We start from the raw sequence: 19,006 nt of genomic DNA, 5'->3' as shown, positions 1-19,006 counted from the left end.
TGCGGGTTGATCGACCAGACTTTCCAAGGTTTTACGGCTGATGCCCGACACCCCGCTACTCGACACCGTCAAGACGCCCGCCGACACGCGGGACTTCGATATCTCCCAGCTGAAACAGCTGGCGCAGGAGGTGCGGGCCGAAACGATCGACGCCGTGTCCGTCACCGGCGGCCATCTGGGGGCGGGTCTGGGCGTGGTCGAACTGACCACGGCGCTGCACCATGTGTTCGAGACGCCCAAGGACATCCTGATCTGGGACGTCGGGCATCAGTGCTATCCGCACAAGATCCTGACCGGGCGGCGCGACCGCATCCGCACCCTGCGTCAGGGCGGCGGCCTGTCGGGCTTCACCAAGCGCAGCGAGAGCGAATACGATCCGTTCGGCGCGGCGCACGCCTCGACCTCCATCAGCGCCGCCCTGGGCTTCGCCGCGGCGCGCGATCAGAAGGGCGAGAAGAACCGCGTGGTGGCCGTCATCGGCGACGGCTCCATGTCCGCCGGCATGGCCTATGAGGCGATGAACAACGCCGCCGAGGCAACCAGCGGCCAGCTGATGGTCATCCTGAACGACAACGATATGTCGATCGCGCCGCCGGTGGGCGGGATGAGCGCCTATCTCGCCGGCCTGGTGTCGGGCGGCGCCTATCAGAACGTCCGTCGTCTGGGCAAGACGGTGGCCCAACACCTGCCGCGCCCGTTTCGCAAGGCGGCCAAGAAGGCCGAGGAATACGCTCGCGGCATGGTCACCGGCGGCACCTTCTTCGAGGAGCTGGGCTTCTATTACGTTGGTCCGATCGACGGCCACGACATGGACAATCTGGTGCCGATCCTGAAGAAGGCGGCCGCAATCGAGGATCGGCCGGTGCTGGTCCACGTCGTGACGCAGAAGGGCAAGGGCTATGCCCCCGCCGAAAGCAGCGCCGACAAACTGCATGCGGTCGTCAAGTTCGACGTGGTCTCGGGCAAGCAGGCCAAGGCCATCTCCAATGCGCCCAGCTACACCAAGGTGTTCGGGACCGAGCTGATCAAACACGCCAAGGTCGATCCGTCGATCGTGGCGATCACGGCGGCCATGCCGTCGGGCACGGGTCTGGACCTGTTCGGCCAGGCCTTCCCTGAGCGGACCTATGACGTGGGCATCGCCGAGCAGCACGCGGTGACCTTCGCGGCCGGTCTGGCGGCGGACGGGATGAAGCCGGTCTGCGCCATCTATTCGACCTTCCTTCAGCGCGGCTACGACCAAGTGGTCCACGACGTGGCGATCCAGTCGTTGCCTGTGCGCTTCGCCATGGACCGGGCGGGCCTGGTCGGATCGGACGGCGCCACGCACGCCGGATCGTTCGACATCGGCTTCATGGGCGCGCTGCCCGGCATGGTGCTGATGGCCGCCGCCGACGAGGCCGAACTGGCGGCGATGATCTCGACCAGCCTAGCCATCGACGACCGGCCCAGCGCCTTCCGCTATCCGCGCGGCGACGGCGTGGGCGTGGAGATTCCTGATCTGGCCGCCCCGCTGGAGATCGGCAAGGGCCGGATCGTGCGCGAGGGGACTTCGGTCGCCATCCTCAGCCTGGGCACCCGTCTGCAGGAATCGCTGAAGGCGGCGGACATGCTGGCCGCCAAGGGCGTGTCGGCCACCGTCGCCGACGCCCGGTTCGCCAAGCCGCTGGACGCCGATCTGATCCTGCGTTTGGCGCGCGAGCACGAGGCGCTGATCACGGTTGAAGAAGGCGCCATGGGCGGCTTCGGCGCCTTCGTACTGCAACTGCTGGCCGAAAAGGGCGCGCTGGATGGCGGGCTAAAAATCCGCACCCTGAACCTGCCCGACGTCTTCCAGGACCAGGATGCGCCCATGGCCATGTACGCCCAAGCCGGCCTAAACGCCGAACACATCACCGCCGCCGCGCTTCAGGCCCTGGGCGTGTCCGCCAGTCAGGCCGTGCGGGCCTGACGTCTACGCCCGGTCGCGAATCCGCATTCCGCCCGGCCCTTTGCTCTCCACCTCGAACCGGCCGGTCGCGCGGATCAGGTCTGACAGCTTGGCGTAGCCATAGGTGCGCTGGTCGAAATCGGGATAGGCGTTGCGAAGCCGGTTGCCGATGGCCCCGGCCAGAACCCAGCCGTCGCCGTCCTCGTCCATGTCGGCGAGGACCGAGGCGATCAGGCGCGTGGCCTCTGTGGGCTTTCGCTTGGCCGGAGCGGGCTCGGCGGAGGACTTTTTGCTGGCGTCGCTGTCCGGTTCGGCCTGGGTGGTCAGGTTTTCGGTGTAGATGAAGCGAGTGCAGGCCTGGCGGAAGCTTTCTGGTGTCTTCTGTTCGCCGAAACCGTAGACATCGACTCCTTCCTCGCGGATGCGCGCTGCCAAACGCGTGAAATCGGAATCTGATGACACGAGGCAGAAACCGTCAAACCGGCCCGAGTGCAGCAGGTCCATGGCGTCGATCACCAAGGCAATATCGCCCGAGTTCTTGCCCTTTGTGTTGGCGAAGTTCTGCTGCGGCTGGATAGCCCACCGTGCCAGAACCTTGGTCCAGCCGGCGATCTGGGCGCTGGAGAAGTCCCCATAGACCCGCCGCGCCGAAGCCTCGCCCAAGGTAGCGATCTCGGTGAATAGCGCCTCGGCGATGCGGGGCGAGGCGTTCTCAGCGTCGATCAGGATTGCGAAGCGCGCGGGCTTTCCATTAGCCATGACGAGAAGCTTTCGTTCCAGAGGCGAGGGCAGCCTAGAGCTGCCCCATCGTATTGTCGTGATCCACGGCCTGTTTCTTCAGCCAGCCGACAAAAGCGGTCGCGCTGGGCGAGGGCGGCCGGTCGCGGGGCTGGACGACGTAGTAGGCGAAGCCGACCGCCTCGGACCCGTCAGGGAAGGGCGCGACCAGTCGCCCTGACGCCAAGTCCGCCTGGGCCAGGGTGCGTTTGGCCAACGCCATGCCGCGCCCCGATATGGCGGCCTCGATCAACAGGCCGGACTGGTTGAAGCGCGAGCCCCGACGCGGATCGGGGTGACGGATGCCCCGCGCCTTCAGCCACATCGCCCAGTCGGGGCGGCTGGGGTCGCCGTCGTTGGACATGTCGTGCAGCAGGGTGTGGCCGATCAGGTCGGCGGGTTTGCGGATCGGCTTGTCGCCATCCATCAGCGAGGGGGCGCAGACCGGCAGGACCGTCTCGGTCATCAGCCGATCGACCGTCAGGCCGGGATAGTCGCCGGGACCATAGCGCACCGCCAGATCGACCTTGCCCTCGCTCAGGTCCGCCGGCTCCATGTCGGCCGAGATCCACAGTTCGATCTCGGGATGGGCGGTGTGGAAGTCGTCCATGCGCGGCATCAGCCATTTGGAAGCGAAGCCCGGCGCGACGCTGATCGACACCTGTTTGCGGCGCGGCGGCTCGCGCAGCAGGGCCGAGGCGTCCATCAGCCGCTCGAACCCTTCGCGCAGCAGCGGCACGGAGGAACGGCCCAGATCGGTCAGTTGCAAGCCCCGCGCCTCGCGTACAAACAGCGGCCCGCCGACGATGTCTTCCAACAGGCGGATCTGCTGGCTGACGGCGCCGGGCGTCACCGACAGTTCGTCGGCGGCGCGCGAGAAGTTCAGATGCCGCGCAGCAGCCTCGAAGGCGCGCAGGGCGTTGAGCGGGAGCAGGGATCGGACCATCGCGGATAGAAATCCTATCAGCGAGACAAAGGCAATCTGGTTTGCGGCTCCGGACGGGGAAGACGAAGGTTCGCGCCCTGCTGTCGTCCCTGTTTCCTCTCCCGACGGCCCTGAAAGCAAGACGATGCGTGTATTTCTCGCCTCCATTCCGCTGGAGGCCGCAAAGATCGTGATCATCGGCGGCGGCGAGCCGGCGCTGGCCAAGCTGCGACTGTTTCTGAATACGCCCGCTGAGGTGATATGGTTCGCGCCCGACGGCGCGCCCGAGCGGATCGAGACGCCCCTGACCGCGCCGACGCCTCTGTTGCGGGCGCCCGATGCAGACGATCTGGCGGGCGCGCGGCTGGTGTTCATCGCCCTGGGCGATCTGGATCAGGCGCGGCGCATCGGCGCCCTGGCGCGGGCGGCGGGGGCGCAGGTCAATGTGGTGGACCAGCCCGCACTCAGCGATTTCCAGACCCCGGCCCTGATCGACCGCGACGAGGTGGTGATCGGCGTCGCGACCGGCGGATCGGCGCCCATCCTGGCGCGGGACATCCGCACCGCCATCGAAGGCGTGCTGCCGGCCGGTCTGGCCCATGTGGCGCGTCTGGCGCGCGAGTTGCGTGACACGGTCAAGGCCAGCACGCCCGACTTCATGGCGCGGCGGCGGTTCTGGGAAAAGGCGTTTCGCGGACCGGCCGCGACCCTGGCGGCGGAAGGTCGGACGGCCGAGGCGCGGCGCGAGATGCTGCGCCTGCTGAACGTCGCCGCGCCGGAACAGGGCGTGGTCCACATCGTCGGCGCCGGGCCGGGCGATCCCGAACTGCTGACGCTGAAGGCGCTTCGCGTATTGCAGGACGCTGACGTCATCATCCACGACCGACTGGTGCCCGAGGCGGTGCTGGAGCGGGCGCGGCGCGACGCCAAGCGGCTGTACGTGGGCAAGGCGCGCGGCGACCATTCGGTACCGCAAGACCAGATCGAGGCCCTGATGATCGCAGAGGCCCGCTCTGGGCACCGCGTGGTCCGACTGAAGGGCGGCGATCCCTTCGTCTTCGGGCGCGGCGGCGAGGAGTTGGAGGCCATGCGGGCGGCGGGCGTGCCGGTCTTCGTCGTGCCAGGCGTGACGGCGGCCCTGGCCTGCGCGGCCTCCGCGGGCATACCTCTGACCCATCGCGACCACGCCCAGGCCGTGACCTTCGTGACGGCTCAGGCCAAGCCGGGCGGCGTCGAGGCCGACTGGACGCGGCTGGCCGGCCCGAACCACACCCTGGCCATCTACATGGGTTCGGACCGTGCCGAGGAGACGGCTGCGCGCCTGATTGCGGCGGGCCGCTCGCCCTCGACGCCCGTCGCCATTGTCGAGAACGGCAGCCGCCCGGATGAGGGGGTTCTGACCGGCCGACTGGATGGGCTGGGCGCCCTGGTGCGCGGCGCCGACCTGACTGGTCCGGCCCTGTTGTTCGTCGGCGAGACGGCGGCCTTCTCGGCGGCTCAACTGGATGTTCGAGCGGAGGTCGCCGCGTGAAGATCGTCACTGCAAACCGCCTGTCGGACGGCCGCGTCATCTATGCGGGCGTGGACAACCAGCCGGTCGAGCACATCGATGAGGCCTCGGTGCTGGACGAGACGGCGGCCGAGGTTGTGCTGGCTGACGTTGCCGGGCGGCCGGACGTCTTCGTGAACCCCTATCTGTTCGATGTTCAGGACCATACGCCGTCAGGCCGCGACCGACTGAAGGAGCGCATCCGCTCGGCCGGGCCGACCGTCGGTCACAGCGTCGTCGGAGGCGTGGGCTGATGTATCGCTATGACGAGTTCGACCACGCCCTGGTGCGTGAGCGGGTCGAGGAGTTTTCCGATCAGGTGGCGCGCCGCGCGTCCGGCGACCTGACCGAAGACGAGTTCAAGCCGCTGCGGCTGATGAACGGCGTCTATCTGCAACTTCACGCCTATATGCTGCGCGTCGCCATTCCTTACGGGGTCATCAGCAGTCGCCAGATGCGCCGGCTGGCCCATATCGCGCGGACCTATGACAAGGGCTACGGCCACTTCACCACCCGCTGCAACATCCAGTACAACTGGCCGGCCCTGATCGACCTGCCGGCGATCCTGAGCGAGCTGGCCGATGTCGAGATGCACGCCATCCAGACCTCGGGCAACTGCATTCGCAACACCACTACCGACGTCTTCGCCGGCGCCGCCGACGACGAGATCGAGGACCCGCGCCTCTGGTGCGAGATCATCCGTCAGTGGTCGACCATCCACCCCGAGTTCAGCTTCCTGCCGCGCAAGTTCAAGATCGCGGTGATCGGCGCCGAGAAGGACCGGGCGGCGATCCGCACCCACGATGTCGGCCTGCAGATCGTGAAGGGCGAGGACGGCGGCACGGCCTTCCGCGTCTTCGTCGGCGGCGGGCAGGGGCGTCTGCCCCATATCGGTCAGGAGATCGCTGCGGCCGTTCCGGCGGCGGACCTGCTGGCCTATCTGACCGCGATCCTGCGGGCCTGGAACCTGCTGGGGCGGCGCGACAATATCCACAAGGCGCGGATCAAGATCCTGGTGGCCTCGCTGGGCATCGAGGCCTTCCGTGAGGAGGTGGACAAACACTACGCCACCCTGCGGCGGGAGGACTTGCGGATACCGGAAGATGAGGCCGCGCGTATCCAGGCCTACTTCGCCCCGCCGCCGTTCGAGGCTCTGCCCAAAGTGAGCGGCGCGTTCGACCGCGCCCTGCTGGCCGATCCGGACTTCGCCCGGTTTGCGCGCAACAACGTCCGTCGTCATCGCCAGCCGGGTTACGCCTCGGTGGTGGTGTCGCTGAAGCCGGTCGGCGGGGTGCCGGGCGACATCACGGCGGACCAGATGGACGCGGTGGCGGACCTGGCCGAGCGCTATTCTTTCGATGAACTGCGCGCCGCCTATGAGCAGAACCTTGTCCTGCCCCATGTGAAGCTGGACGACGTGCCGACGGTCTGGCGGGCCCTGCGCGAGGCGGGTCTGGCCACGGCCAACGCCGATCTGGCGACCGACGTGATCGCCTGCCCGGGCCTGGACTATTGCAGCCTGGCCAACGCCCGCTCGATCCCGGTTGCCCAGGCCCTGTCCAAGCGTTTGGCGGACCTGGACTACCAGGAGACGCTGGGGCCGGTCCGCATCAACATGAGCGGCTGCATCAACGCCTGCGGCCACCATCACGTCGGCCACATCGGCGTACTCGGCGTCGATCGCAAGGGCGAGGAATACTACCAGATCACCGTCGGCGGTTCGCCCGATGAACAGGCGGCGCTGGGCGATATCGTCGGCAAGAGCCTGCCGGCAGACGAGGTTGCGCCTGCCATCCAGCGGACCCTGGACCGCTATCTGCAAATCCGTACGGACGGCGAGCGGTTCATCGACACGGTGCGCCGCGTCGGTCCCGATCCCTTCCGCGACGCCATCTATGAGACGCTCGATGCAACGGCTTGAGGGCATACAGAACGGGCTGCGCCTGTCGGTGACGACCCCGCTGGAGGAGGTCGAGGCCGCCGCCGCGAGCGAAGACACGCTGGTGCTTGAGTTCGACGCCTTCCGCGACGGGCGCGGCTTCTCGCTGGCGGCGGTGTTGCGAGAGCGAGGTTACGCCGGGCGTCTGATCGCGGCGGGCAAGGTGCTGCCGGATCAGGCGCGACACCTGCGGCGTTCGGGCTTCGACGCGGTGGAGCTGGCCGAGGGGGCGGATACAGCGGCCTGGGACCGGATGGATCAGGTGTTCAGCGCCGCCTATCAGCCCGCCGTCGATCCTGCGCCGACGATCTGGCAGCGTCGGCGCGAGGCGTCGAACGACCGCGACCTGGACGCCCTGGCCGATCGGCTGAACCGCGAGACGGAGGGCAAGGACGCGTCCGAAATCCTGAAGGCGGCGCTGGATCCGGCGCTAGGGCTGCGGGTCGGCGCCATCTCGTCGTTCGGCGCCGAGTCTGCCGCCCTGCTGGACATCATCGCCGGCGAGGACAAGACCGTGCCGGTCGTCTTTCTGGAGACGGGCCAGCATTTCCTCCAGACACTGTCCTATCGCACCCAACTGACCAAGGCGCTGGGCCTGACCGACGTGCGGCTGGTCACGCCGGATGCGGGCGAGAAGGCGACGCTGGATGCGCGCGACGACCTGTGGAAGACCGATGCCGACGCCTGCTGCGACCTGCGAAAAGTGCGACCGCTGGCGCGGGCGACCGCCGGGTTCAATGCGCTCATCACCGGGCGAAAACGCTATCAGGCCGCGACGCGGGCAAATCTGAAGCCGTTCGAGGTGCTGGACGGGGTGCTGCGGATCAATCCGCTGGCGAACTGGGATTCGGACGACGTCGAGGCCTGGCTGGAGGAGAACGATCTGCCGCGTCACCCGCTGGTCGAGCAGGGCTATGCTTCCATCGGCTGCTGGCCCTGCACCCGCGCGGTCCAGGACGGCGAAGACGCCCGCGCCGGACGTTGGTCGGGCATGGACAAGGTCGAGTGCGGCATCCACTTAGGGCAACGCCAGGCCGCAGCCTGATCCGCCCTGTCCTCGACCTTCGCCTGAAAGCCCAACCTTGTCCGCTACGTCATCCGTCATCGACCTGATCGGCAATACGCCGCTGGTGCGCCTGAACCGCCTGTCTGACGCGACCGGCTGCGAAATCCTGGGCAAGGCCGAGTTTCTGAATCCCGGCGGCTCGATCAAGGATCGTGCGGCCCTGTCGATCGTGCAGGGCGCGCGGGCGTATGGCGCGCTGAAACCCGGCGGGACGATCGTTGAGGGCACGGCCGGCAACACCGGCATCGGCCTGGCCCTGGTCGGCGCCGCCTTGGGTCATCCGGTCGTCATCGTCATTCCACGCACCCAGTCGGAAGAGAAGAAATCCGCCATCCGTTCGCTGGGTGCGCGCCTGGTCGAGGTGGACGCCGCGCCCTTTTCCAGCCCGAACCACTTCGTCCACTATTCCGGGCGTCTGGCCGCGGAGCTGAACGACAGCGAAGAGGCCGGCGCCATCTGGGCCAATCAGTTCGACAACACCGCCAATCGCGAGGCCCACTACAACACGACCGGCCCCGAAATCTGGACGCAGACCAACGGTCAGGTCGACGCCTTCGTCTCGGCCGTCGGCTCGGGCGGGACCATCGCCGGCGTCGGCGCCTATCTGCGCGAACAGAAGCCGGATGTGACCATCGCCCTGGCCGATCCAGCGGGCGCGGCCATGTTCAACTGGTTCACCAAGGGCGAGATGACGGGCGAGGGATCGTCGATCACCGAGGGAATCGGCGTGGCCCGCATCACCGGCAATCTGGAAGGCTTCAAACCCGATTACGCCTATCGGATCGAGGACGCGGAGTTTCTTCCGATCCTGTTCGACCTGGTGAAGCATGAAGGTCTGTCGCTGGGCGGATCGGCGGGGGTGAACATCGCCGGCGCGGTGCGGCTGGCGCGCGAGTTTGGGCCAGGCAAGACCATCGTGACCTGCCTGTGCGATCCCGGCTCGCGCTATGCGTCCAAGCTGTTCAACCCGGAATTCCTGCGGTCAAAGGGTTTGCCGGAGCCGGACTGGGCGTAGGCCGCACAGTCACTTCGCCTTCTGCTCCGCGATCCAGGCGTCCATCCGCTGGTCCAGCAGCGCCAGCGGCAGCGGGCCCTCGACCAGCAGGGCGTCGTGGAAGGTGCGGACGTTGAACTTCGACCCCAGCTCTCGCTCGGCCCGCGCGCGAATCTCGCGCAGGCGGATTTCGCCGATCTTGTAGGCCGTGGCCTGGCCGGGCCAGCCGATATAGCGCTGAAGTTCGGTTTCGATGTTGTGGGGCGCGAGGGCCGAGTTGTCGCGGAAACAGGCGCGGGCCTGCTCCTCGGTCCAGCCCATCCAGTGCAGGCCAGTGTCCGCGACCAGTCGGCAGGCGCGCCACATCTCATAGGACAGCCGGCCGAACCGCTCGTAAGGCGTGCGATAGAAGCCCATCTCCTCGCCCAGATATTCGGCATACAGGCCCCAGCCCTCGGTATAGGCGCTGACATTGGCCTGACGGCGGAAATAGGGTTGGCCGGGCGCTTCCTGCTGCAAGGCGATCTGGAGGTGGTGGCCCGGCACGGCCTCATGCAGGGTCAGGGCAGGCAGCTCGTAAAGCGGGCGCTGATCCAGCTTGGACGTATTGACGATGTAATGGGCCGCGACGCCGTTCTGCATCGAACCGCCGTTGTAGCGGCCGGTGGTGTAGTTTTCCTCGATCTGCGGCGGCACGGGCTGCACGTCGTAGGTCAGGCGGGGCAGGGTGGCGAACAGAGGGGGCAGGCCGCCATCCGCGCGCTTGGCCATCTCCGAGGCCTGCTGCAACAGGGCCTCGCGGCTGGTCGCATAGAACTGAGGATCGGTGCGCAGGAAGTTCAGGAAGCCGGCGAAGTCGCCGGTCCAGCCCGACGCCTTCATTTCCACATCCATGCGGGCGCGGATGCGGGCGACCTCGTCCAGACCGATCTGGTGGATCTGGTCCGGCGTCAGGTCTGTCGTGGTGTGATCGCGCACCAGATAGGCGTAGAGTGCCTTGCCGCCGGGCCGATTGCCGATGCCCGGCTGGACCGGCGCCTTGGGCAGATAGTCGCTCTCGAGGAAGGCCAGCCAGGCCCGGCGCGCGGGAATGATCGTTCCCGAAACCGCCGCCGTCGCCGCTGCGGTCAGGCGATCCTTATCCGCCTGAGACACGGTCGAGGGCAGGGTCGCCAAGGGTTTCAGCAGCGGCTCGGCGTCCGGCTTGATCGCCACATCGTTTCGCGCCAGCGTCAGGGCGCTTTCGGTCACTGATCGCGCCTGGACCAAGCCGGTATCCAGGCCGCGCCGGGCATTGGCGGTCGTCTGGGCGTAAATTTGGCCGAAGCCCCGGACACGCTTGATATAGGCCTCGGCCTCCGCGACCGAGTTCAGCCGCGTGCTGCCGCCGACGTAGAGCGCCCAGGTTCCGGGGCCGCCTTCGGAGTCGAACGCCAGGCGGCTGGTGTCGTAGTCCAACCCTTCCAGGCTGCGGTTAAGCGTGTAGAGCAGGAAGGCGTGGTTGATGCCGCCGGCGTGGGAAAGACTTGCCGGGGCGATGGCCGTCAGCCGCCGCACGAACCCTTCCAGCGGCGCGCGCTGGGCCAGTTCAAACTCGCGCGACAGGTCAGGCACACGGCCCATCGCCTCCAAATCGCCCTCTCCGCCGGCCGAGATCGGATCGACGGACTTCAGATAGGTCTCGTAGTCGGCGATGACGGCGTTCAGCGCGGCGTCTGCCGGGGCGGTCGCGACGGCGGCGGGCGGTGTCTGCGCGGCGGCCGCGATCGGCGAACCAGCCGCAAGCATGGCTGCGATAGCCAGATAAGAAATCTTCATGACGCCCCTCCTGTCAGGAGAGGCACGCAAGCCGAGCAGAGCCGATGCGTCAACCGCAGACGGTGAAGAACCGCTCGATTTGCACCTTTGCGGCGGGATGGGCGGCGTAGACGTGACGTTCGTCGTCAGCCCAGGCGGAGATCCAGCCCAAACGGCGGAAGCGCTGGAAGACCGGATCCTTGGTCTTGGCCTGCGCCGTCAGCAGTTCGCCGTCATGTACGACGGCTGGTTCAGACGCGGCGCGATAGCGCTCGGTGTCGCCGCCGGATTCCAGATAGATTTCGCGGCCCGGCTTGTCGCTGGCGGCCGTCAGTTCCAGCGCGCTGGACCCGGCCTGACAGGCGAGCCGCAGTTTGACCTCGTCGCTGTTGGCGACGCCGTAGGCCAGCGTGGCCTCCTGCCCATCGGTGTTCAGAAACCAGTCGTAACCGGGCATGGGCGTGGGCGCCGATGCGGTCGCCGCAGAGCCGGCTGCGGGCATCGGGGCCTGGGTCGCGCAAGCCGCAAGGGCCGAGACGGCGATCAAGGCTGATATCAATCGAAGACGCATGCGTGAGTTCCTCAGCCGGCGCAGCGATCGGCGAAGCGACGCAGCTTGGCCATGTGCGGACGTTCGACGGTGATCGTACTGGCGTCGTCGCCGACGGCGATCGTCATCCGGCCGTTCGACACGAAGGCGGAAAAGGCGGGATGTTCGACGGGGATCGCCGTCTCCAGCTTGCCGCCACGCCCGACGCGCGCCTCGCTGGTCGCCGTCGACCCGCCCGAGGTGATGCGGGCAAAGCCGGCGGACGCATCCCCGCCATAGACCGCGACCGAGACGGCGCCCGAACCCGGCAGGCATTGCAGCGTGGCGCGCAGGCTGGCGGTGTCGGGGATGTCGTTGGCCAGCACCATCGGTCCCTCGCCCTCGTACAGGCTCCAGGTCCAGCCTGCGCCGGGCGCAGTCTGTATCGCGGCCGCCATCAGGGCGGAGAGTATCAGCATCATGTGTCAGCCCCCGCCGACGACGCGCAGCGCCGCGTCGCCTTCAATGTCGTCAGACGCGGCTGTGACCGCAAGAGAATCGGACGACCGCATTTCCCTTGAACGCGGTTATCCGTCAGCAGTTCAACCCGCAGGGTCAGCCCGCGTCAGAACGGGCTGAAGCGTTCCGCCAGCGCCTGACCCACGGGCGGAGCCTGGACGCGGCTGACGTCGCCGCGACCGCCGTAGGAGATGCGCGCCTCGGCGATCTGGGTGTGGTTGATGGCGTTGGCCGATGAGATGTCCTCGGGGCGGACGATGCCGGCGACGGTCAGTTCGCGGACCTCGCGGTTGGTGCGCACTTCCTGCCGACCCTGGATCACCAGATTGCCGTTGGCCAGGACGTCGGTGACGACGGCGGCGATGGTCAGCGACACCTTTTCGGCGCGGGTGACCGAACCATTGCCCGACGACTTCAGATCGCCTTCCATGCCGACCATCTTCGACGGATCGAAGCCGCCGGGGAAGGCCCGGCCCAGGCTGCTTTCCAGGCCGAACAGGTTGCTGACGCCGGCGTTGATCTCGTTGGAGCGCGAGCGCTGGGTCGAGTTCTGGGTCTGGGCGCGATCGTCGATGTCGATCTTGACCGTCAGGATGTCGCCGATGTGGCGCGCGCGCTGGTCGCCGAAGAAGGTTCGGGCGCCCGTGCGCCACAGGCTGTTGGCGCTGGCCGGCGCGGTCTCGCGCGCGGGCAGATAGGCCTGCTGCGCTGGGATCAGCGCGGCGGGATAGCCGATGGGGGCCAGTTCTGGACCGCGCACCGTTTCGGCGACGGTCGAGCAGGCGGCGAGCGGGGCGAGGGCGGCGAGGATCAGGACGGCTTTACGCATGACTTGGATTCCCTAGCGGGCGGCGAACTGTTGGGGATTGGCGCGGGCCATGTCGGCGCCGGGGCCGGCGATGGCCTGGCCGGGACCGGAGGCGACCGCGTCGATGACGCGATTGGAGGTGGTGTTCATGATGGCGACCGGTTCGCCCAGACCGGCGCTGCGCATGGCCTTGCCCATGACGGCCAGGTTCACGCCGCCGACCTGATAGGTGACGCGCACCATATCGTTGCGGGCGATGACCTGCGGCGCGGCTCCGGGGCGATAGGCGGCGCGGGCGATAGGTTGGGCAGCCTGGACGGCTTCCGTTGGCGCGGCCTCGGCCACGGTCTGAACGGGTCCGGCCGAACGGCGCACGGCGACGCGGCGCAGGCCATTGGGATTGCTCCAGTCCAGACCGGCTTGGCGCGCCTGGGCCTGAAGCTGACCGGCGTCCAGCACGACCGAGGGACCGACGCGCTCCGCGACGGCGACATTGGCCGCAGCGCCCGCGCCCTCGAAGATGTCGCCCAGGGTGACGCGACCGTCGTCGTCCACGGGGTTGGCGCGCAGCACGACGGGGTTGGCGAGGGCGGCGCCGGCGAAGGCGCTGACGGCGGCGGCGAGCAGCAGGGAACGGATCACGGTCATGGCCCTAGCCCTTCACTTGCGAGGCGACGGACAGCATCTGGTCGGCGGTGCTGATGACCTTGGAGTTCATCTCATAGGCGCGCTGCGCCACGATCAGAGCGCTGATCTCCGCCACCGCATCGACGTTCGACGCCTCGGTGTACGACTGCATGATCTGGCCATAGCCAGCGTCGCCGGGCGTGCCGACGATCGCCGGACCGGACGCGGCGGTTTCTAGCAGCAGGTTATCGCCGATGGCTTCCAGACCCGCCTCGTTGAAGAAGCTGGCCAGTTCGATCTGCCCGACCGTGGTCGGGGCGGGCTGTCCGGCCTGGGTCACCTGAACCAGACCGGTCTTGGAGATCGACACCTTGGTCGCGTCCTGCGGGATAGTGATCGCCGGCTCCAGCAGATAGCCGTCGTCGGTCACCATCTGGCCTTCTGGATTGACCTGCAGATTGCCGGCGCGGGTGTAGGCCTTTTCGCCAGAGGGCAGGCTGATCTGGAAATAGCCCTTGCCGTCGATGGCCATGTCGTAAGGGTTGCCGGTCATCTGTGGCGTGCCCTGCTCGGTAACGCGATAGACGGCCCCCGCCTTGACGCCCGCGCCGATCTGGATGCCGGTCGGAACCACGGTGCCGGAGGCCGAGGACTGGGCCCCCATGCGTTCGACGTTTTGATACAGCAGGTCCTGGAACTCGGCGCGCTGCTTCTTGAAGCCCACCGTGTTCATGTTGGCGATGTTGTTGGAGATGACCTCCACGTTCAGCTGCTGGGCGGCCATGCCCGAAGCTGCGGTTCTCAGAGCGCGCATGTTCCGGCTCTCCCTTAAGCGGCCTTGCCGAGGCGCTCGACGGCGCGGCGGCTCAGGTCTGTGGTGTTTTCGATCAGCTTGGAAATGCTCTCGTAGGCGCGGCTGATCTCGACGAGATTGGTGATTTCGATCAACGGATTGACGTTGGAAGACTCCAGCGAGCCCTGATGAACCTGGGCGTCGGCGGCCTCGATCGGCTGGGCGTTGGACTTATTGCGGTAGAGACTGTCGCCGCCCTTTTCGAGCACGCCCAGCGTATCGAAACGTACGACCGACAGCCGGCCTGTGACCTGTCCGTTCTGGGTGATTGTGCCGTCGGCGCCGACGCTGGGCGCGCCGAGCGCCGGGTCCAGCACGATCTCCGCGCCGCCGCCAAGCACGGCCTGACCCTGTTTGGTGGTCAGACGCCCCTCCGGGTCCAGGGTGAAGGCGCCGTCGCGGGTGTAGGCCTCGCCGTTGGCGCCGTCCCGCACGGTGAAGAAAGCGCCTTCGCCGGAGATGGCGAAGTCCAGCGAGCGGCCCGTCTGCTGCATCGAGCCCTGGCCGAAGTCACGGCCGACACCGTTGTCCAGCACGAAGCTGGCCGACGGGCGGATCGAGTCGTTGCGCGCCCGCTGACCGATCTCGGTTCCGAGCATCAGCTGCTCGACCTTGAAGCCGGTGGTGTTGGCGTTGGCGACGTTGTTGGCCACGATGTCCAGTTCGCGACGCAGCGTCATCTGGCGTGACAGTCCGATATAGGCGGCGTTTTCCACGAGAGGCGTGCTCCTTCGTCTCAGCCTCTCGCAACGGCCGTGCCAACAGAGTTAATTCAGGTAGAATGCGGGTTTGAGCAGGATCAGGCCGCTTCCGACCCGGCAAATCCTGCCCATTGTAAACGTCGCGTTAACCAAACCGGACGATCCTCGCCATGAGAGAGTCTCCGGGGCGCGCGCATGTTCAAGTTCGGCAAGAAGAAGGGTGCGCCTGCGGCCGACGCCGACGCGAACCTGCCGGCCGTGACCGAAGGCGAGGCCGCCGAGGGCGACGCCGCCGCGCCCAAGAAAAAGAAAATCCCGCTGCTGTTCATCATCGCGCCGGTCTCCTTGCTGGTGCTGGGCGGCGGGGGCGCGGCCGCCTTCTTCATGCTGAAGCCCAAGCCCGCCGAAGCGCACGGCCCCGAGGCCGAAGCCGGCCACGGAGAAGAGAAGGCTGATAAGGCGGAAAAAAAGGAAGAGAAGAAGGAAGGCGGCGGTCACGGCGGCGGCAAGGAAGGCGAGGCCGATCCTGCGCTGGGCGTCATTTCCGAAGGGCCGGATGGCGTCACCTTCTACACCTTGCCCGACATGGTCATGAACATTCAGTCGCCCGACGGCCGTCCGACCTTCCTGAAACTGAAGCTGACGCTGGAGATGCAGGATGCCGAGGTGGCGACCCATCTGCAGGAAGAAATGCCGCGTCTGCAGGACATGTTCACCGGCTTCGTGCGCGAACTGCGCCCTGAGGACCTCAGCGGCTCGGCCGGCACTTATCAGCTGCGCGCCGAAATCCTGCGCCGCGTCAATCTGATCGCCGCTCCGGGCAAGATCGACGCCGTGCTGATCGAAGAAATGCTGGTGCAATAGGCATGACCGACGCGGCGCAACTCGATCCGTTCGGCGGTCTGGGTGATCCTGGCGACGCCCTGTCCGAACGCGTCCTGAACCAGGATGAAATCGACAGCCTGCTGGGCTTCGATCTGGGCGACGACGACGGTTCCGAACGCTCGGGCATCCGGGCCATCATCAACTCCGCGCTCGTCAGCTACGAGCGTCTGCCGATGCTGGAGATCGTGTTCGACCGCCTGGTGCGGTTGATGACGACCAGCCTTCGCAACTTCACCTCCGACAACGTCGAAGTCAGCCTGGACAATATTTCGTCGATCCGGTTCGGCGACTATCTGAACTCGATCCCGCTGCCGGCCATCCTGGCGGTGTTTCGCGCTGAGGAGCTGGACAACTACGGTCTGCTGACCGTCGATTCCAACCTGATCTATTCGATTGTCGACGTGCTGCTGGGCGGTCGTCGCGGCACGGCGGCGCTGCGCATCGAAGGCCGGCCCTACACGACCATCGAGCGGGTGCTGGTGCAGCGGATGGTCGAGGTCGTGCTGAACGACGCCCGCCAGGCGTTCGAGCCGCTGACCCCGGTCCACTTCAACCTGGACCGGTTGGAAACCAACCCGCGCTTCGCCGCCATCGCGCGTCCCGCCAACGCCGCCATCCTGATCAAGCTGCGGATCGACATGGAGGATCGCGGCGGTCGCATCGAACTGCTGCTGCCCTATGCGACGCTGGAGCCGATCCGCAAGATGCTGCTGCAGCAGTTCATGGGCGAGAAGTTCGGCCGCGACAACATCTGGGAAGGCCACTTGGCCACCGAGATCTGGACGACCGAGACCGAAGTCCGCGCAGTCCTGGACGAACAGCAAATGCCCCTGTCCAGCGTGCTGAACCTCAAGGTCGGCGACACGATGATGCTGAACGCTACGCCGGATTCCGAGGTTTCGATCCGCGCCGGCTCCATCCCGCTGACCACGGGTCGCATGGGTCGCAAGGGCCAGCACATCGCCATACGCGTCGAAGGACCGGTCAATCCGGAAGTCGCCGCCCGCCTGGGAGTGAACGTCTGATGGCCGGAATGATCATGGACGGCGTGCTGATGGTGCTGCTGATCGCGGCGGTCGGTTACGGCATCAAGCTGGAACGCAAGCTGGCCGCCCTGCGCGCCGGACAACTGGCCTTCGCCCAGGCCGTCACCGAACTGAACGCCGCCGCCGGCCGCGCCGAAAACGCCCTGGCCACCCTTCGCGCCTCGGGTCAGGAAACGGACCTGCTTCACGACCGGATCATCAAGGCGCGAGAGGTCAAGGCCCAGCTGGAAACCTTGATCGCCCGCGCGCCGGCCATGGCGCCGGCGCGGATCGTCGAGGACGAATCTGTTCGTCGCGCGACACCGGCCGCCCTCGCTCCGGCGCCGGCCGCAACCGAAGACGAGGAGCGGGCCGAGCGCATGGCCGCCCTGGCGCAACGCATCCAGGGACTGGCCAGCCCCTCTTCGAACCGTCGCAATGAAGCGGCGGCGCCCGCAGGGCGCGACAATGTCGCCGCCATCGTTCAGGCCCTGACGGCCGGACGCTCCGCTAACCATTCCGCCAAACAAAGCCTCAACGCCGCGCGTCGTAATCTCGACGACGACCTGTTCGCCGCCTGAGTTCGGAACCCCATTTCATGGCCCGCCTTCCCCGCATCCTGCCCCTGATCGCCATCGCCATCGGCGGGGTCGTCGCCGTGCGCGCCGTCGGCGTCGCGCCCGGCCTGTTCGACGGGGCCAAAGCCTGGGCCGAGGAGGCGGTTCCCGCTGCGGCCGGCGCGCCGCCCAAGCCGGCTCTGCCCGGAACCTGTTCCGCCCTGTCTCCCGAACAGCTGGCCCAGCAGGCGGGGATTTCGCCGGCCGAACTCAAGATCATCCAGTCGCTGTCGCAGCGCCGGGCGGCGCTGGACGCGCGGGATCAGGACTTCGCCACCACCCTGCCGCTGATGGTCGCCGCCGAGCAGAAGCTGGACGCCAAGGTCAAGGCGCTGGAAGGCTTGAAGGCCGAGATGAAGCAGATGCTCGGCCAGGTGGACGAGCGCGAGAAGGCCGAGATCGACCGTCTGGTTCAGGTCTACTCCGCCATGCGTCCCAAGGAGGCCGCCCCGGTCATGGCCGCGCTGGAGGACCGGGTGCGCCTGCCGGTCGCCGCCGCCATGCGTCCGCGCACCCTGGCCGCCATCATGGCCCAGATGAGCGCGCCGCAAGCCAAGGAGCTGACCGAGAAGCTGGCCGCCCGCTTCCAGGCCCAGCAGATGGCGGCCCGCGCCGCCGCCGCCGAGGCTGCGACGCCTCCGGCCGCGACGCCCGCCGCTTCTGCGCCCGCCGCCACGACCCCGCCCGCGACACCGACGGCTCAGCCCGCCGCCGCCCCGACGACCCGTCCGACGCCGCGCCCGGCCGCCAACCGTCCCGCTGCGCGACCGGCGGCTCGCCCGACCGCGACGCCGCCACGCCGTGCCGCCGCCACGCCTGCGACTGCTCCCGCTGCGACCGGCCCGCAGGCCTATCAGCCGTCAGCCGCCCCCAACGCCCAGCCCCGTCAAACTGTGCAGTAACCTTAAGTGTGATCTCGGCGCTGACGTTTCGTCTCGACAGCGCGCGCTGTTCGACCGATGATCTTCGAACGCTCCGTCAGAGAGCGATGACATCGAGGATCCGCGCCATGATCGGCGAACTGCTTTACGTCGCGCACCGCATGCGCCGGGCCATCATACTCGCCGTTCCGGCGGTCGGAACCGTGATGATGGCCGCTGTCGCCCAGCACTATCACCTGCTGCCGTAGTTCATTGAGCCCGGTTTCGGATTGGCAGGGCGCGCCTGCGCGTCTATCACCGCGCCTTCCCGAGATCTGAGCCCGACCAACGCCATGTCCGACACGCCCCCCGATCGCCTTTCGGTCGACCCGTCCAGCCCGCATCACGACGCCGAAGTCCTGCAACGCGGCGTCGGCATTCGCTTCAAGGGCGAAGAGAAGACCAATGTCGAGGAATATTGCGTCTCCGAAGGCTGGGTCCGTCTGGCGCTCGGCAACCGCGTGGATCGCAAGGGCAAGGCCCTGACCGTGAAACTGCAGGGTCCGGTCGAACCCTATTTCCAGAACGATTGAACCTACCTAGGG

21 protein-coding genes are annotated in these 19,006 nt (G+C 67.4%); 12 read left to right on the top strand and 9 right to left on the bottom strand.

Going from position 1 to position 19,006, the window contains the following annotated elements:
* The first annotated feature begins 37 nt into the window (after positions 1-37).
* Positions 38-1,951, top strand: a complete 1,914-nt coding sequence (gene dxs / locus Q9R14_RS08745) for a 1-deoxy-D-xylulose-5-phosphate synthase (RefSeq protein WP_306004136.1) — start codon at positions 38-40, stop codon at positions 1,949-1,951.
* Positions 1,952-1,954: 3 nt separating this feature from the next.
* Here the strand turns inward: dxs and Q9R14_RS08740 are convergent, their stop codons facing one another.
* Both Q9R14_RS08740 and gcvA read right to left on the bottom strand, forming a co-directional pair.
* The gene (locus tag Q9R14_RS08740) at positions 1,955-2,689 is read right to left on the bottom strand and encodes an NYN domain-containing protein (protein WP_306002081.1); all 735 of its coding nucleotides are present in this window, start codon (positions 2,687-2,689) and stop codon (positions 1,955-1,957) included.
* 34 nt (positions 2,690-2,723) lie between these two features.
* Positions 2,724-3,653, bottom strand: coding sequence for a transcriptional regulator GcvA (gene gcvA / locus Q9R14_RS08735; protein WP_306002080.1), 930 nt, complete (start codon positions 3,651-3,653; stop codon positions 2,724-2,726).
* A gap of 124 nt (positions 3,654-3,777) precedes the next feature.
* Between gcvA and cysG the strand changes: the two genes are divergently transcribed.
* Genes cysG through Q9R14_RS08710 form a run of 5 tightly spaced genes read left to right on the top strand, consistent with a single transcriptional unit; the run spans position 3,778 to position 9,201 of the window.
* Positions 3,778-5,163 carry a siroheme synthase CysG gene (cysG, locus tag Q9R14_RS08730; protein WP_306002079.1) on the top strand — a complete coding sequence of 462 codons (1,386 nt, stop codon included), beginning with the start codon at positions 3,778-3,780 and terminating at the stop codon, positions 5,161-5,163.
* Positions 5,160-5,435 carry a DUF2849 domain-containing protein gene (locus tag Q9R14_RS08725; RefSeq protein ID WP_306002078.1) on the top strand — a complete coding sequence of 92 codons (276 nt, stop codon included), beginning with the start codon at positions 5,160-5,162 and terminating at the stop codon, positions 5,433-5,435. The genes cysG and Q9R14_RS08725 overlap by 4 nt, the downstream gene beginning before the upstream one ends.
* On the top strand, positions 5,435-7,102 hold the full coding sequence (locus tag Q9R14_RS08720; RefSeq protein WP_306002077.1) for a nitrite/sulfite reductase: 1,668 nt from the start codon (positions 5,435-5,437) through the stop codon (positions 7,100-7,102). Before Q9R14_RS08725 ends, Q9R14_RS08720 begins: the two co-directional genes overlap by 1 nt.
* Entirely contained in the window at positions 7,089-8,165 is a 1,077-nt protein-coding gene (locus Q9R14_RS08715) for a phosphoadenylyl-sulfate reductase (RefSeq protein ID WP_306002076.1), read from the top strand. Before Q9R14_RS08720 ends, Q9R14_RS08715 begins: the two co-directional genes overlap by 14 nt.
* 37 nt (positions 8,166-8,202) lie before the next feature.
* Positions 8,203-9,201, top strand: a complete 999-nt coding sequence (locus Q9R14_RS08710; protein WP_306002075.1) for a cysteine synthase A — start codon at positions 8,203-8,205, stop codon at positions 9,199-9,201.
* A gap of 9 nt (positions 9,202-9,210) precedes the next feature.
* Here the strand turns inward: Q9R14_RS08710 and Q9R14_RS08705 are convergent, their stop codons facing one another.
* From Q9R14_RS08705 to flgF, 7 genes are all read right to left on the bottom strand, one after another.
* Positions 9,211-10,998 (bottom strand): DUF885 family protein, encoded by a 1,788-nt coding sequence (locus Q9R14_RS08705; protein ID WP_306002074.1) that lies wholly within the window; start codon positions 10,996-10,998, stop codon positions 9,211-9,213.
* A 49-nt stretch (positions 10,999-11,047) separates the two neighbouring features.
* Complete coding sequence (locus tag Q9R14_RS08700) at positions 11,048-11,548, bottom strand: hypothetical protein (protein WP_306002073.1); 501 nt, start codon at positions 11,546-11,548, stop codon at positions 11,048-11,050.
* An 11-nt stretch (positions 11,549-11,559) separates the two neighbouring features.
* Positions 11,560-11,988: a hypothetical protein gene (locus Q9R14_RS08695; RefSeq protein ID WP_306002072.1), complete on the bottom strand. Its 429-nt coding sequence runs from the start codon at positions 11,986-11,988 to the stop codon at positions 11,560-11,562.
* A gap of 143 nt (positions 11,989-12,131) precedes the next feature.
* The gene (gene flgH / locus Q9R14_RS08690) at positions 12,132-12,854 is read right to left on the bottom strand and encodes a flagellar basal body L-ring protein FlgH (RefSeq protein WP_055803887.1); all 723 of its coding nucleotides are present in this window, start codon (positions 12,852-12,854) and stop codon (positions 12,132-12,134) included.
* 12 nt (positions 12,855-12,866) lie between these two features.
* Entirely contained in the window at positions 12,867-13,481 is a 615-nt protein-coding gene (locus tag Q9R14_RS08685; protein WP_306002071.1) for a flagella basal body P-ring formation protein FlgA, read from the bottom strand.
* 4 nt (positions 13,482-13,485) lie between these two features.
* Positions 13,486-14,274 (bottom strand): flagellar basal-body rod protein FlgG, encoded by a 789-nt coding sequence (gene flgG / locus Q9R14_RS08680; RefSeq protein WP_174085936.1) that lies wholly within the window; start codon positions 14,272-14,274, stop codon positions 13,486-13,488.
* Positions 14,275-14,288: 14 nt separating this feature from the next.
* Complete coding sequence (gene flgF, locus Q9R14_RS08675; RefSeq protein WP_055754136.1) at positions 14,289-15,029, bottom strand: flagellar basal-body rod protein FlgF; 741 nt, start codon at positions 15,027-15,029, stop codon at positions 14,289-14,291.
* A 180-nt stretch (positions 15,030-15,209) separates the two neighbouring features.
* Here flgF and Q9R14_RS08670 point away from each other — a divergent pair, with 180 nt between their 5' ends.
* From Q9R14_RS08670 to Q9R14_RS08645, 6 genes are all read left to right on the top strand, one after another.
* Entirely contained in the window at positions 15,210-15,878 is a 669-nt protein-coding gene (locus Q9R14_RS08670; protein ID WP_306002070.1) for a flagellar basal body-associated FliL family protein, read from the top strand.
* A 2-nt stretch (positions 15,879-15,880) separates the two neighbouring features.
* On the top strand, positions 15,881-16,924 hold the full coding sequence (gene fliM, locus Q9R14_RS08665) for a flagellar motor switch protein FliM (RefSeq protein ID WP_017504455.1): 1,044 nt from the start codon (positions 15,881-15,883) through the stop codon (positions 16,922-16,924).
* The gene (locus tag Q9R14_RS08660) at positions 16,924-17,505 is read left to right on the top strand and encodes a DUF6468 domain-containing protein (protein WP_306002069.1); all 582 of its coding nucleotides are present in this window, start codon (positions 16,924-16,926) and stop codon (positions 17,503-17,505) included. Before fliM ends, Q9R14_RS08660 begins: the two co-directional genes overlap by 1 nt.
* Before the next feature lie 17 nt (positions 17,506-17,522).
* Entirely contained in the window at positions 17,523-18,443 is a 921-nt protein-coding gene (locus Q9R14_RS08655; RefSeq protein ID WP_306002068.1) for a hypothetical protein, read from the top strand.
* 86 nt (positions 18,444-18,529) lie between these two features.
* Positions 18,530-18,670 (top strand): hypothetical protein, encoded by a 141-nt coding sequence (locus Q9R14_RS08650; RefSeq protein ID WP_155965911.1) that lies wholly within the window; start codon positions 18,530-18,532, stop codon positions 18,668-18,670.
* Between the two features lie 84 nt (positions 18,671-18,754).
* Positions 18,755-18,994: a DUF3297 family protein gene (locus tag Q9R14_RS08645; protein WP_045810378.1), complete on the top strand. Its 240-nt coding sequence runs from the start codon at positions 18,755-18,757 to the stop codon at positions 18,992-18,994.
* Positions 18,995-19,006: the final 12 nt, after the last annotated feature.

The organism is Brevundimonas sp. C43, assembly GCF_030732185.1.
Taxonomy (GTDB): domain Bacteria; phylum Pseudomonadota; class Alphaproteobacteria; order Caulobacterales; family Caulobacteraceae; genus Brevundimonas; species Brevundimonas diminuta_C.
The sequence above is the reverse complement of the archived record's forward strand: the minus strand, read 5'-3'. Positions and strand labels throughout refer to the sequence as shown.